Origin of the sequence: Bacillus cereus G9842, assembly GCF_000021305.1 — a bacterium.
Lineage (GTDB): Bacteria > Bacillota > Bacilli > Bacillales > Bacillaceae_G > Bacillus_A > Bacillus_A thuringiensis_S.
Window position 1 is genome coordinate 1,994,490 of record NC_011772.1, and the last position, 13,716, is coordinate 2,008,205.

The window sequence follows — 13,716 nt, forward strand, 5'->3', positions numbered from 1 at the left end:
TATATGGATAGGAAATTAGGAATGTTTTTGAATACGAAACATATTGAAGTAAACGAAGGAATACAAAAAGCAAGGGAATGGGATTTAGAATATATTCAATTATATGCTATGAATAAAAACTTCAACTTAGCTAATATTCCAGTGGTAGAATGGACTGCTTTAAAGAAAAGCTTATCTTTTAATGGAATAAAGATTCCATCATTAGCAATTAGTTTTGGAGAAAATGGAATTACAGGAACAGAAGTTGACAGTGCAATAGATCAGATTAAATATATTACTGACAGAGGTTTGGAGCTGGGAGCAAAGATAATAACAGCTCATATTGGGAAAGTTCCAGATGATGAAAAAAGTGAGTACTATGATAAAATGATACGGGTTTGTTATGAGATAGGGGAATTAGCATTCAAACTTGGGGGAGTCTTTGCTATTGAGACGGGATCTGAAAAAACAATAGTATTAAAACAATTTTTAGAAACTGTAAACTCGAAAGGACTAGCTGTTAACTTTGACCCAGCAAATTTAATAAGTGATGTAAATGAAAATCCGGAAGAAAGTTTATTACTATTAAAAGATTATATAGTACAAACTCATATTAAAGATTGTAAAGAAGTGAAAAGCGATCGTTCAAGTAAGTATATAGAAGTAGCAGTAGGAAATGGTGAAGTGGATTTCGATATATTTTTCAAAGTATTAGATGAAATTGGATTCGACGGATATAACATGATTGAAAGAAATGATTATTTTGACGAACTGGATGGGATGAGTCAGTCGATAAATTTTGCAAAGAAGTACATACCAACTCAAAAGGAATAACGATAGCACCTGTGGAAACCTACATAGAATATAAAAAACCATTAGGGGGAAATGAAATGATCCATAAAGTTGGACAAATTATGCTGTATGTAAATAATCAAGATGAGGCAGTAAATTTTTGGACGGAAAAGGTAGGGTTTCATGTAGTAGCAGAGGAAGATAACAAGCAAGGAATGAGATGGATTGAAATCGCTCCGACTAATGGTGCTGAAACGAGCATTATACTACATAATAAAGAAGTTATTTCGAAAATGAGCCCAGAATTAAATCTTGGTACACCGTCCTTAATGTTCTTCTCAGAAAATCTGGATCAATTATATGCAGATTTAAAAAATAAAAATGTTACTGTTGGAGAAATGGTAACTATGCCTTCTGGTAAAGTATTTAACTTTGCTGATAGCGAAGGGAATTATTTTGCGGTTATGGAAAAGAACAAATAGTAATATTACTATGTGAAAATCCCCCTCAAATATATTGAGGGGGATTACATGTTTGAAGTGGATTTTTCATTAGAGAATTGATTAATATAAAATACGCCTTTTTCAATGGCTGTCTCAATATAACCAACGATTTGGTCAAACGTAAACACTTGTAAGTCTTCATGCAAATTTTGCTCCGGATACAACATATCTTCAAAAAGATACTTTCGAAAAGAAAAAACGTTTTCTTTAGAAACTTCTTCAATATCCATGATGTGAGCCTCTTGGTTGAGAAGAGAGAAGAGTTGCTGTTCTGTATCGTAATGATGAAGCAACTTTGCATTTAATAATTTAAAATCGTTATAGTACAGGGGTGCGATCGTTTCGTCATTTTCGATTCTATTTTTTAGCCAAGGTAGAAAAAAGCCGCTTAGCCAATTGTCATCGGCAATGAGATGGGTGTAATAGCCTAAGAGAAAAGGGGAATCCATATGAGCTTTATATTTTTGAAAAAAAGAATTGAAATCTATCCTTCTCGTATAGTTTTTCGTTGTACCAGCGTAAAAGTGTGAAGTTCCTTTTTCTTCTGCTGAATGAACCGCATCAGGGGCTACACCTCCAAGTATGAAAGAAGTTTTATCTTGGATATATAGTTTTTCGGCAATCTTGATAGCGATAATAGCATGCATAATTCGTGATCCCATGAATGACACCTCGGTTTCAAGTATTCATTTCAGGAAGAGGACTGAACAGTTAGTATTACTTTCCCTGTACTTTTTCTACTTTCGACCCATTCATGTGCTTTCCCTGCATCTTGAAGCGGAAAAGATTTCGTTGCTTTTACTTTTAGACTGCCATCACGTAAATAACGGAAAACTTCATTTGCAGTTTCTTGGAGTAGTTCAGGACGTTTTTTTCGTGTAGTGCCAAAGCTAAAACCGAGTATAGAGCGACAACTTGCGTGTAAATCTTTCGTTTGGAAATTACCAATTTCACCGCTAGCATTACCGAAATGAATGAGGCGACCATAATAAGCGAGACAATTTAAACTTTTTTCTGAAACCGTTCCAGAAATAGAGTCTAAAATTACATCAACCCCTTCACCGTTTGTCAGTTCGTTGACTTTCTTTACAAAATCCTCATCTTGGTGACAAATAACATAATCAGCTCCAGCATTTAAAGCTATTTTTCTTTTTACTTCACTTCCGACAGTACCAATAACGGTTCCAGCCCCTAATCGTTTTGCAAGTTGAATAGCTGTTGTACCAATTCCGCCAGCCGCAGCATGAATGAGTACAGACTCGCCTTGTTGAAGCCTTGCAACATTTGCGAGTAAATTATAGCTTGTAAAAGATACAATCGGACAAGCAGCTGCAGTTTGAAAATCGACTTCATCAGGTAAAACGAAAGTAAGGTTTTCGTTTGCGACAACGTATTCTGCGTAAGATCCATTTTGAGGAAAAGCAATGACACGTTGTCCAGGATGAATATTTTTCACTTGAGAACCGACACGTTCTACAATACCAGCGGCATCTATCCCTGGTATAAAAGGTAGTGCTTTATTTCCTTTTTTACCATAACGGGATTTAATATCGGCGAAATTCACACTAGTAGCAACAACACGAATTAAAACTTGATCTTCTGAAATAGCGGGTATATCCACATCTGTATATTTCATCACTTCAGGACCACCGAACGACGTTACAACGATAGCTTTCATTATATGTCCTCCTAAATTTGACTATATAAATCATTTTAAATCGTCATTAGAAATTGGAAAATTATATAATAGTTATGTGTGATTATAAGTGAAGCTTATGAACTGATTGAATCATTATATTAATTTATATAAAAAAATTGAAAAATCGAACGAAATAGTAATTACTTGCCAATATATAGTGTAGGACAAAGGAGGGATGGTATGTGAAGGATGAAACAGTGTATACAAATTTAATCCAATTGACTTTATCAGGAAATAAAGAAGCGTATAGCGAATTGTATGATAAAACGATTCAAGAAGTATATAAAACAGCACATTTTTTAATTGAAGATAAAACAGATGTAGATGATGTCGTTCAAGAAATATACATACAACTATATGAATCGCTTCGTAAGTATGATAGTGAGAAGCCATTTCGTCCTTGGCTAATTGGACTTGCGATTAAACAAATTCACTCTTATAGAAGAAAGAGGTGGATGCGACTACGCATTATAAAAAAAGCAGAAGAGCAAAGAAAACCAGTACAAATTGATTTTTCTAACGATGTTGTAAGTAAAATATCAAACAAAAAACTAATTGAACTCATTCATAAATTACCGTATAAATTGAAACAAGTTATTATCTTAAGATACTTACACGATTATTCACAAGAAGAAGTAGCACAAATATTACATATTCCAATTGGTACTGTGAAATCTAGAATTCATTCGGCATTAAAGAAACTACGTCAAAAAGAGCAAGTAGAAGAAATCTTTTTAGGAGAGGTAGGGAATGTGAAATGAGTTTAGATTGTAGAGTTAGAGAATCTATACGAGAAGAAGCGAAGGGGATTGTTGCCCCGCCGGAGTTAAAAGAAAAAGTAATCGTTCAAATTAAAATGAATCAAGGAGGGCGTAAGAGAAAGAAACATCTTATTGCAGGAGTGCTTGCAGCAGCTCTTTTAATCCCGACGACTGGTTTTGCGTATCAATCTATTATGGCGGATGGTATATACGGATCTTTTGAGAATTTAAAAAAACATGCCGGAGCAATGGCATTAGAAACGTATATGCGTTTTAATGCAAAATTATCAGAAGCGAAAGATGAAATGGGTACGAAGGAATATGAAGAGTTTACAAAAGAAATGAAAAAATTAACTAGTGCAAAGCTTGCGTACGGAGATTCGAACGGTAATATAGATTACGATCAATTATCACCAGCTAAAAAAGAGGAATTGAAAAAGGTAGTAATGGAGCTTCATCCGTATTTTGATAAATTAAATGGCCATAAATCTAGTAAAGAAGTACTAACTCCTGAAGAGTATGAACAATATATGGAGGCATTAATGTCATATCAAACTGTGTTAGTAAAAACGAAATCGAGTGGCGGGATAACAGTAGAAGAAGTACCTGAGGCGTACAAAGAAAGATTTATTAAAGCGGAGCAGTTTATGGAGTATGTAGATGAAAAGGTGAGATAAGTAAAAAAGCTCAAAGCTTTCTTTCGTTTAACTATTACATATTGAATATGTAAACAATAAAAAATGAGTATACAATCTACGTGATTGTATACTCATTTTATTATTACTTAAATTTCCTTACCGCATGAATAGCGACTCTTACAAGTAATATCGCACTTATAAATAAACCACCGTAACCAACGACACTTAAAAATTGATCATTTGGCTCTGTCGCACTGTTTGCTAAATGCAATACGCCTACCGAAATCCCACCAAATGCAGTTCCAATAAATGCAATGAGGAATTGTGAGATAAATGTAGTAATAAACGATGCATTTGTTTCGTCAGAGAAAAAGCCAACCTTAACGGATAGTTCTCCGTTTTCTAGTTTTGAACTTAAATCATCTAGTTTTCTAGGAATGCGTCGCATGGCAGGTAACATAGCGAGTAATTCGTTTGTTGCAGCTTCTTTTAAACTAGAATAATTGTTAACTGACATGAAACTAGCTGCATGATCTTTCGCAAAGCGTTTCGCTTCGTCCATTAAATTGAATTCGGGATTTAGTTGCAGCATCGTTCCTTCTAGCGTAATTAGAGAACGGAAAGCCCCTGCAACCATTGGATAAAATGCTAATTCAAACTCAGCGATTATTTGAAATAGCCCCTGAATGAATTCTTCAGAACCATTTGTAGAACCATACGTACTTTGGATTAATAATTGACTGATAGATTGTTCTAATTCCTCTTTATCAACATTTGGCTTCTTTTCAACTAATTGAAGCAGTCCATCAAGCAAGACATAAGAATTTTTGCGCTCAAAGCCGATAAGTAGTCGCTTGAATGCATCTTGTTGTAGTGTTCCTAATCGCCCGACGGAACCGAAATCAAGTAATGCAGGTGTGCCATCACGAAGAACATACACATTACCTGGATGAGGGTCTGCATGGAAAATACCTTTAAAGAAAATTTGCTCTAAAATACAATCAAAGAGTTGTCGTTGTACTTTTTTCGTATCAATTTGTAATTCATTTAATAATGCTGACCCACTTTTAACACTTACTCCATCTAAAAATTCAAGCACAAGTATTTTTGAATTACTGTATTCTTTATATACTTTCGGTATTTTTACTTTCGTTTCGCTATTTTTTAGTGAATCAGACACTTGTTCGAAGTTACGAGCCTCAATTTTGAAATCAATTTCTTCTTTCATTGCGATGGAGAAGCCATGTGCTAAATCAAGAAATCCGATATTTTTAGCCCAAGTTGATTTGTTGGAAATCCATAAAGAAAAATGAATTAAAATATCTAAGTCACGTTTAATTGTCTCAGAAATATTAGGACGTAGTAGTTTAACGACGACATCCTGGTCGTTTTCTTTCAACTTCGCTTTATGTACTTGGCCAATAGAGGCGGCAGCTAACGGTTCCATTTCAAAGGAGCTGAAAATTTCATCTTTTGGTATATGTAGTTCCTTTTTTAATATTTCTTCAACTTGTTTTTGTGATAAACGCGTTACATTTTCCTGAAGGTTTGATAACTCGTGAATAAAAGCAGGTGGTAATAAATCAGAGCGAGTTGATAAAACTTGTCCGAATTTAATAAATACACCGCCGCATTCTTCTAGTGTATTTCGAAGTGAAGTGGCGAGCTTACGATCTGCTTCTGGCGAGCGCTTTAAAGCTAAATATTTACCCATTCCGTGTTTTATTGCAATAGAAGAGACACGCATATATCTTTTTTGTCTACCAACCTTTGCGAAGAATTTTGAAATAGGATTTCGGCTTTCCGTTACTACGTCATCCATTTCGCCTCGTCTAATAGGATCAAATAATTCAAAAACTAGGTAACAAAGCATGGATACAATTAATGAGCTTCCTAGCCAAAAATATCTATCAACACCGACAACCGATTCATCTTGATAGCGTAAATATAAAAACCAATACAGAGCTGACGTAAGTGAAACACCTAAAGTTGCTGCACTTGCTTGTTTGAAAAGATTTAGTTTTGTACCAATTAGTCGACCACTAATAAAAGACATAATGATTGCTAGTAGAAAAAATTGAAAAAACATTGTATCATTCCTCCGAATTTTATTCGATAACTGTATTATACAGGAATATAATTATTCTAAAAACAAGCCAAGGAGGTACAATCCTTGACTTGCACGATTAAATAGAGCATTCAATTATATTTTTTCATCGTTGCATTGTCCTTTTGTATAAAACAATCTAATAGTGAATAACCAGCTATTAAACTAATTATCGTAACAAAAGTTGTATTTATAAGAATAACATTAGCTAAATAAGGTAGGTATTCGCCAAGTGGTGAGAAAAGTAGTGCTGGAGAAAAGGAAATTAATATTGTAGGCACTGTAATAGCGATAAACTTATCCGGTTGAAAACTCCAGTTTTGTTTACTTGTTTCGTGATTAATGGATTGAAGGAATCGTAATAAAATGCCGACCAAAAGAGGAAAGAGTGTAAAGTAGAATAATCTTGGATAAACGTTAAAGTTCACTTGCGCGTCTGTATCTAAATAAAATTGAATCTTCACTCCAACAAATAATAATAAGACGATAAATAATGTGAAGCAGAGGTATAGCATTACTCTTTGCATTATATTCCACCATCCTTTACTCAAAATATATTCAAAAAAAGAAGAGATATACAATAACTACTGTTGTATATCTCTTCTTTTACTGTTAGTTAATAGTGGAGTTTGCTTTTTCTTGCTTCGTGAAATAATCAATAATGCCCATCGCACTAATTTCTATATCTAGATGTAAAATGTTATAAACGGAATGATCTGCTGGAACGTTTAACTTTGTAAGATGAGAAGAGATTTTATCCATTAATAAAGTTTGTAAAGCTTTAGTCGCTTCATCGAAATCATTATACTGTTCAAAGACTTCCTTACCAGTATGAACGAAAATAGGTAGCCAATGTTCCAGTTGATTATATATTTCTGTAACATGAGAGGATGCGCCGTAATGACCGAAATAAATAGTATCTACATTCATGCTTTGAATGTGATTTTTAGAAGCAATCATCGCATCTGGTTGGAATTGTGAAGGGGACGTTGATGGTAGATATAACTCTACATCAACGTCTGCGAGTTCTCTATAATAAATTCCAATTGTATCGCCAGTAAAAATCCCGTTTGTTAATGAATCGTGAATGCTAATATGGTGCTTCGCATGCCCTGGTGTATCATAAAATGTAAGGATGCGGTCTTCTGCAATTTTTAACGTATCACCATGTTGTACAATATGAACACGTTCTTCTTCAATTGGAAGAATTGGATCAAAGAGTTTATCGAAATCTTCTTTGTACACAGCTTTTGCACCTAAAATAAGTTTTGTTGGATCAATCATATGACGAGCACCACGAGAATGCACATATAACGTAGCATTTGGGCATTTTTCCATCATTAAACCAGCAGCACCGGCGTGATCTAAATGAACATGTGTAACGATAATGTTTTTAACTTCGTTTAAATCAATATGTAATTGTTGTAAGCCGTCTAAAATATACGGAAGAGAAGGGGCTGCACAAGTTTCAATTAAAGTAATATCTTCACCTAATAAAACGTACGTACCTGTTCGTTCATTATGCTGTAAATCGAAATCATCAATAAGATATAGGTGAGAAGATAATTGCTCTACTTTTTTCATATTTACCACTCCTTATATATTACATGTTTCTATTATACGCTAAAATAGAAAAAAGGCAGAAAACGAAAGCTCGTCTTCTGCCTTTTGTAATACTATTATTTCGTTTGTTGTTTATTAATAGACATAATGAACAGTCCAACAATCCCACCAACTAATGGAAGCATAATTTCTCCTGCTAAATTAAAGTAGGAGCTTAAGAATAAACCATTTACATCGATTACCCAGCCAGTAACATACAATAACATCATATATAGTACGAAATAAAACTCGCGATTTGAAATCGTTTCATGTTGTGCAGTTTTCATAATGAACACCATCCTTTTCTTTTATAATGGAATATAAACTGTCACATTTTATTCACATTTCGATTGTAAAACTTTCCATCATAAAAGTCTAGTAGTTTGTGCCGAATTTTCGAACGGAAATAAAGCGCTATCATTATAGCGTATAAGTACGTAATAAGAGCTGTATATTCACGAATGTAGTATAGTATAAACATAGAATGATAGTGAAGAGAGGGGCAAAGACAATGACAGTTTATAATTTTTCAGCTAAAACAATTACAGGTGAAGAAAAATCGTTAAAAGATTACGAAGGAAAAGCACTTCTTATTGTAAATGTAGCTAGTAAATGTGGTTTCACACCGCAATATAAAGGATTACAAGAGGTGTATGATAAATATAAAGACCAAGGACTCGAAATACTCGGATTTCCTTGTAACCAATTCGGGGGACAAGAACCAGGTACAGAAGCGGACATTACTAGTTTTTGTGAATTAAACTACGGTGTAAACTTCCCAATGTTTGCAAAGGTTGATGTGAAAGGTGATAAGGCTCATCCTTTATATACATACATGACAGAACAAGCACCAGGTTTACTCGGTATGAAAGCAGTGAAATGGAATTTTACGAAGTTTTTAATCGGAAAAGACGGGAAAGTAGTAGGGCGTTTTGCGCCGCAGACGAAGCCGGTAGATTTAGAGGTTGAGATTGAGAAGGTACTTGGAGAATAATTAGGAGTTTCACTTTATTAAAAAACGTCTCAAAGAACAATGTAGTTCTTTGAGACGTTTTCTTTAAACTCACATTTTCAAGATTAAATAACTGTATCAAAGCCATCTGATTTAGGTAGAGAACCTGCTTTTTTCATAAGCACTTCCCATAAGTGTACGGATGTCTTCCATTCTGCTGCAGCCTGCCCCTGTTGATACATAGCGTTCTCATAACTGGCAGTAAGTTGTTGCATATCGGCCGATTTGTAAAGTGTATCGATATGGAGAGCGTATTCTCGGAATGTTTGACTTTCACCCCGTGGTATGCCAATTCTCGCAAATTGTTTTAAAAGTGCACCGTAAGCTTTTTGATAAACAGCATCATCTTTTCGGTATCTATAGAAATGAATAATAAGAAATGTCATCCATTTCATTCTAGTGATGAAGAGAATGTATCCCATAATACTAATTAGTATCGTAGAGAGGAATACGTACCACCAAGAAAAACTAGTTTTAGAATTTGTGACCTTTTTAGTAGAAGCTTCTTCTGTATGTTCTATTAAACTTTTAAGTTTTGCTTCATTATTTCGTTGGTGTATTTGCTCGTTATTAGAATTATTTGCTTCGCTATTTTGTGAAATAGGAGCAGGCGTATTATTTATAAAATTATAGGGATTGGTAAATCCTTTTGTTGGTTCGAATGGAATCCATCCGTATCCTGGGAAATATACTTCGACCCAAGAGTGTGCGTTATCGTTCGTGATTGTATAAACATCCGCACCTTCTGCAGAGGCAAGTGTATTGTCAAGAGTTCCTTCTGTATAGCCTTTTACCCAGCGAGCAGGAATCCCGGCAGAACGAAGTAGTACAATCATAGACGTCGAAAAATTATTACAGTAGCCGCTTTTTGTATCGAAAAGGAATTGATCTACATAATCTTGGCTTTTGGCAGGAAATAAGACATTCGTTGATTCGTATGTAAAAGAGTTGTCTGTGAAGTAATTTTCAATAGCTAATACTTTATCATATCGGTTGTCTTTATCATTTGTAAGATTGGCAGCCAAGTCTTTTACGCGCTGTGGTAATGACTCGGGAAGTTGTGTGTACTTTGTCATAAAATAAGGATTTGTTTCTTGACCTTCATTTGTTTTTACAGCTTTCAAGTTTTCTATGGAAAACTCAGGGATCTCATATGTTACTTTATACGAATGTAAAGTAGTAGAAGAGTCTCCATTCATTGTATAAATTTTTTCTGAAAACGAGTTAACACTGTATGATACATCAGAAGAAGCCTCAACTGATACTAATCCTGCTGGATAGGTAAGGTGAGGATAACTTTTTAGCATGGTAATTGTTGCCTCAGTCGTTTCCGTTTTTGTATTTTGTTCGTACCAGCTTACGACGTCGTTTTTATTTTTAAAAGAAACCTTTTTCGGATTTTCAGAAATTTCCCAGCCTTTTCCTGTATAAAAATCTTTTGTTTCTACTCGCCAATATTGTTTGTTTTGCGTTCGTGCTGTGAAAACAATTGTAGGATCCGCCTTAAAAGGACCACCTAATCGCGAGTCATCTAAACCATACCCAATTGTAGAAACTTTTTGTTCTTTACTTGCTTCAGATGTGTTGAATTTTAAAAAATCCATTGGGTTTGGCCATTGAGGGCCAAATTTTGGAGCAAAGTATGCGATGGTTGCTAATAATACAATAAATATTGTAAGTGGTCTAAGTAATTTTGAGATTTCCCTAGCATAATTTTGTAAGTGTTCGCGCTCTTTTATCCGTTCTACTTGAAGAAGACTAAGCATAAAAAAGCCGATGACAACAGTACGAATAATAGCGTAGTTTGCAGTGTATAAATGTAAGTTATGAAAAGTTGCGATATAAATAATAGTCAATACAAGAAATAAAAACCCACGTTTTTTATGAATAATCCAAAATGAAGTGAAAGAACTCAAAAACCAAAATGAGAGAAAAAATAAAACCGTCGGAAAAACTGGAGAAATATCTAGTAAATTCCCTTGGAAAAATAGGGAGGAATTTCGAGACATATCAGAAAAGAGTGTTGTTAGCCAAGATGGATTTATAAAAGCATTTTTATAATATAGGGAATGAATGATAAATAGGACTGTGACAATTTTTATTGGAATCTGCCACCTCGTTTGAAAAAAAGAGAGAGCGAAGCAAATTCCTATAAATGTTACGAAAATATCTAATCTACCTACATTTGTAATACCTATAAGAGGTCTTATCCATTCTAGTAAAAGAAGAAATACACATGCATGCATGAAGAATTTGTTCGTATCCCACTTGTATTTTGCTTGTAATGTTATCATTTGCTCACCTCAAAAAACACGTTTGTATACCGGTTTTCATAAACCGTGTTTACAAATATTTGTCGTTTTTTTAGAGTTTCTAATATACTGAGTTCTCGGTGTGAAAGTTGATTCGCTTTTTCTTTCACGACAAAAATCATACATTTTCTATTTCTTATAGCAGCACAATCAGCCGCCTTTTGAATATCGGGAGAAAGATTACTTGTCACGAGTATAACCGTGACGGGCTCATAAATTTTTCTTAGTTCTATTTCTACACTCTGGGAGAGCGGGAATACACTGTCTGCTTGTACTTTTGCTAAATGACAAAGGATTTGTTGTAACTGCGTATCTCCATTATCTAAAGGGAAAATAGTTTGTTCTTTTCCGATAGACACGAATGATGCTGGTGAATTTTGTTTCAAGACAGCCCTTACGATAGAGGCAGTAAATGTGACGACTGATTCGAATAGAGGAGACTCGGTTCTGTCTATGAATATCATGATATTATGGCTGCGCTGTTGTTCAAACTCTTTTGTCATAATATTGTTTGTTCGTGCAGTTGCTTTCCAATCAATCCATGAAAAGCGATCTCCAGGTTTATAGTCTCTGACACCGACAGAGATTGTAGAGTCTTTTGCAGAATTTATATTTGCTGAAAGCGCTCCTTGTTCGAAATGATTTTCCAATTGTCGATACGCTATATCTACATACTGGGGATAGACTAAAAATGTATCTGGAACTGAAAAAGTTACTTCTTTCTCCATCATGCCGAATAAATCGCCAGTTTTGACACGAACGCTTGAAAAAGTGTGCTCGCCTCTAGGGATTGTGTCAATAACATATTGAAACGAAATATTTCGTTTCAATCCTGGGAAGAGTACTACCTTATTCATCTTTGTTTGTTTACAACTTATAAATTGTGGTGGCAGTTCATCTTCTATAACTAAATAAAGTAAGGGAAAAGGAAATTTTCTTTTTATTGTAATCGTGCTTACAAATTGTTCTCCTACTACATATCCATTTTGGTTTGTTGTTCGTTTTACTTCAGCGTCCCGTAAAGCGTAGAAGGGGAGTAGTAGTGAATAAAGAGCAATGGGAATTGTGCTGTAAAATAAAAACCAACTTACAAACCCTCCTTGAAACATAGCGTACACAAATGTTAAGACTAGGCATAAAGGGAGTAGCAATAACTTCATAACGTGATATAGCGCTCGCAGCATTTGTTTCATCAAGGGTTCATCGTCCTTTGAGTCGGCACGGTAGTTCGTGCAACGATTTTTGCGATAACTTGTTCTCCTGTTATCCCTTCAAATTTTGCTTCCATTTTTAGAATGAGCCTATGCGCTAAAACGTAAGGAGCTAAAAATTTAACATCGTCTGGAATAACATAATTTCTGCCATGGATAAATGCATAAGCTTGTGAAGCTTTCATTAAAGCAATTGAGCCACGTGGACTTGCTCCTAGCTGTATAGAGCTATACGTACGAGTCTGATTAACAAGCTTTACAATGTAATGCTTAATTGCTTTGTCCATACTTACTACCCGTACGCTTTGTTGTAAATAAAGTAATTCTTCTATTGTAGTAATGGCCTGTAATTGAGAGAGTGGATTTGTTTTTTCCATCCGGTTTAAAATTTCAAATTCTTCTTCTGGTGTAGGATATCCCATTTTTAGTTTCAATAAGAAACGATCGAGCTGAGCTTCTGGTAGAGAATATGTTCCTTCATATTCGACCGGATTTTGTGTAGCCATGACAAAGAACGGCTTTGGTAAAGGCCTTGTAATGCCATCTATTGTAATATTGCCTTCTTCCATACATTCAAGTAAAGCAGATTGTGTCTTAGGAGATGTACGATTAATTTCATCAGCAAGTACAAAATTCCCCATAATTGGTCCAGGCTTGAACTCAAATTGGAGCTCTTTCGGATTATAAATAGAAACTCCTGTTACATCTGATGGCAGTAAATCAGGTGTAAATTGAATTCGCTTGTAATCCGCATCAATGGATTTAGAAAGAGCACGTACTAGCATTGTTTTGCCGACACCAGGAACATCTTCTAATAGCACATGACCTTCAGCTAAGAGAGCTGTCAAAGCTAAGATTGTTTCTTTTCGTTTTCCGACCATTATTTTTTCAATATTATTGATTATTTTTTCTACAGTGGGATGTAATGAATCAAGCTGGGGCATCGTAATCCTCCTAATTTTATTATCGTTTTCTAATCTATTTAGTGGACAAATTTATAATTATATTTGCAGGTAGTAAAAATTTTGTCATTAATTCTAAGAATATTCAGAATATTTATTTCGATTACATCTAGTATAATTGTTTCCGTAACTAAGGGC

General features: G+C 34.7%; 14 protein-coding genes. 5 read left to right on the top strand and 9 right to left on the bottom strand.

Annotated elements, in window-relative coordinates; genetic code table 11:
* Positions 1-3: 3 nt before the first annotated feature.
* Entirely contained in the window at positions 4-813 is an 810-nt protein-coding gene (locus tag BCG9842_RS10085) for a sugar phosphate isomerase/epimerase family protein (RefSeq protein ID WP_000375201.1), read from the top strand.
* A gap of 56 nt (positions 814-869) precedes the next feature.
* Positions 870-1,253: a VOC family protein gene (locus BCG9842_RS10090; RefSeq protein ID WP_000581472.1), complete on the top strand. Its 384-nt coding sequence runs from the start codon at positions 870-872 to the stop codon at positions 1,251-1,253.
* Positions 1,254-1,297: 44 nt separating this feature from the next.
* Here the strand turns inward: BCG9842_RS10090 and BCG9842_RS10095 are convergent, their stop codons facing one another.
* Positions 1,298-1,936: a zinc dependent phospholipase C family protein gene (locus BCG9842_RS10095; protein ID WP_000535582.1), complete on the bottom strand. Its 639-nt coding sequence runs from the start codon at positions 1,934-1,936 to the stop codon at positions 1,298-1,300.
* A gap of 29 nt (positions 1,937-1,965) precedes the next feature.
* The gene (locus BCG9842_RS10100) at positions 1,966-2,952 is read right to left on the bottom strand and encodes a quinone oxidoreductase family protein (RefSeq protein WP_000644643.1); all 987 of its coding nucleotides are present in this window, start codon (positions 2,950-2,952) and stop codon (positions 1,966-1,968) included.
* Between the two features lie 203 nt (positions 2,953-3,155).
* Here BCG9842_RS10100 and BCG9842_RS10105 point away from each other — a divergent pair, with 203 nt between their 5' ends.
* A complete protein-coding gene (locus BCG9842_RS10105; protein ID WP_000651123.1) occupies positions 3,156-3,734 on the top strand; it encodes a sigma-70 family RNA polymerase sigma factor in 579 nt (192 codons plus the stop codon).
* Complete coding sequence (locus tag BCG9842_RS10110; RefSeq protein ID WP_000050699.1) at positions 3,731-4,411, top strand: DUF3600 domain-containing protein; 681 nt, start codon at positions 3,731-3,733, stop codon at positions 4,409-4,411. The genes BCG9842_RS10105 and BCG9842_RS10110 overlap by 4 nt, the downstream gene beginning before the upstream one ends.
* A gap of 103 nt (positions 4,412-4,514) precedes the next feature.
* Here the strand turns inward: BCG9842_RS10110 and BCG9842_RS10115 are convergent, their stop codons facing one another.
* From BCG9842_RS10115 to BCG9842_RS10130, 4 genes are all read right to left on the bottom strand, one after another.
* Complete coding sequence (locus BCG9842_RS10115) at positions 4,515-6,461, bottom strand: ABC1 kinase family protein (RefSeq protein ID WP_000466000.1); 1,947 nt, start codon at positions 6,459-6,461, stop codon at positions 4,515-4,517.
* A gap of 110 nt (positions 6,462-6,571) precedes the next feature.
* Positions 6,572-7,006 (bottom strand): hypothetical protein, encoded by a 435-nt coding sequence (locus tag BCG9842_RS10120; RefSeq protein ID WP_001190002.1) that lies wholly within the window; start codon positions 7,004-7,006, stop codon positions 6,572-6,574.
* Positions 7,007-7,091: 85 nt separating this feature from the next.
* Positions 7,092-8,063, bottom strand: coding sequence for an MBL fold metallo-hydrolase (locus BCG9842_RS10125; RefSeq protein WP_000755005.1), 972 nt, complete (start codon positions 8,061-8,063; stop codon positions 7,092-7,094).
* A gap of 95 nt (positions 8,064-8,158) precedes the next feature.
* Positions 8,159-8,368, bottom strand: coding sequence for a DUF3925 domain-containing protein (locus BCG9842_RS10130; RefSeq protein ID WP_000844984.1), 210 nt, complete (start codon positions 8,366-8,368; stop codon positions 8,159-8,161).
* A gap of 224 nt (positions 8,369-8,592) precedes the next feature.
* Here BCG9842_RS10130 and bsaA point away from each other — a divergent pair, with 224 nt between their 5' ends.
* Positions 8,593-9,075, top strand: coding sequence for a glutathione peroxidase (gene bsaA / locus BCG9842_RS10135; RefSeq protein ID WP_000219526.1), 483 nt, complete (start codon positions 8,593-8,595; stop codon positions 9,073-9,075).
* Between the two features lie 83 nt (positions 9,076-9,158).
* Here bsaA and BCG9842_RS10140 read toward each other — a convergent pair whose 3' ends face one another.
* The 3 genes from BCG9842_RS10140 to BCG9842_RS10150 are packed head-to-tail and all read right to left on the bottom strand — an operon-like array spanning position 9,159 to position 13,560.
* Positions 9,159-11,387 (bottom strand): transglutaminase TgpA family protein, encoded by a 2,229-nt coding sequence (locus BCG9842_RS10140; RefSeq protein WP_000631747.1) that lies wholly within the window; start codon positions 11,385-11,387, stop codon positions 9,159-9,161.
* Positions 11,384-12,598, bottom strand: coding sequence for a DUF58 domain-containing protein (locus tag BCG9842_RS10145; protein ID WP_000812152.1), 1,215 nt, complete (start codon positions 12,596-12,598; stop codon positions 11,384-11,386). The genes BCG9842_RS10140 and BCG9842_RS10145 overlap by 4 nt, the downstream gene beginning before the upstream one ends.
* A complete protein-coding gene (locus BCG9842_RS10150; RefSeq protein ID WP_001135803.1) occupies positions 12,598-13,560 on the bottom strand; it encodes an AAA family ATPase in 963 nt (320 codons plus the stop codon). Before BCG9842_RS10150 ends, BCG9842_RS10145 begins: the two co-directional genes overlap by 1 nt.
* Positions 13,561-13,716: the final 156 nt, after the last annotated feature.

Coding starts and splice junctions, on each gene's coding strand:
- BCG9842_RS10085 (WP_000375201.1), top strand. CDS start 4: ATGGATAGGAAATTAGGAATGTTTTTGAATACGAAACATATTGAAGTA.
- BCG9842_RS10090 (WP_000581472.1), top strand. CDS start 870: ATGATCCATAAAGTTGGACAAATTATGCTGTATGTAAATAATCAAGAT.
- BCG9842_RS10095 (WP_000535582.1), bottom strand. CDS start 1,936: ATGGGATCACGAATTATGCATGCTATTATCGCTATCAAGATTGCCGAA.
- BCG9842_RS10100 (WP_000644643.1), bottom strand. CDS start 2,952: ATGAAAGCTATCGTTGTAACGTCGTTCGGTGGTCCTGAAGTGATGAAA.
- BCG9842_RS10110 (WP_000050699.1), top strand. CDS start 3,731: ATGAGTTTAGATTGTAGAGTTAGAGAATCTATACGAGAAGAAGCGAAG.
- BCG9842_RS10115 (WP_000466000.1), bottom strand. CDS start 6,461: ATGTTTTTTCAATTTTTTCTACTAGCAATCATTATGTCTTTTATTAGT.
- BCG9842_RS10120 (WP_001190002.1), bottom strand. CDS start 7,006: ATGCAAAGAGTAATGCTATACCTCTGCTTCACATTATTTATCGTCTTA.
- BCG9842_RS10125 (WP_000755005.1), bottom strand. CDS start 8,063: ATGAAAAAAGTAGAGCAATTATCTTCTCACCTATATCTTATTGATGAT.
- BCG9842_RS10130 (WP_000844984.1), bottom strand. CDS start 8,368: ATGAAAACTGCACAACATGAAACGATTTCAAATCGCGAGTTTTATTTC.
- bsaA (WP_000219526.1), top strand. CDS start 8,593: ATGACAGTTTATAATTTTTCAGCTAAAACAATTACAGGTGAAGAAAAA.
- BCG9842_RS10140 (WP_000631747.1), bottom strand. CDS start 11,387: ATGATAACATTACAAGCAAAATACAAGTGGGATACGAACAAATTCTTC.
- BCG9842_RS10145 (WP_000812152.1), bottom strand. CDS start 12,598: ATGAAACAAATGCTGCGAGCGCTATATCACGTTATGAAGTTATTGCTA.
- BCG9842_RS10150 (WP_001135803.1), bottom strand. CDS start 13,560: ATGCCCCAGCTTGATTCATTACATCCCACTGTAGAAAAAATAATCAAT.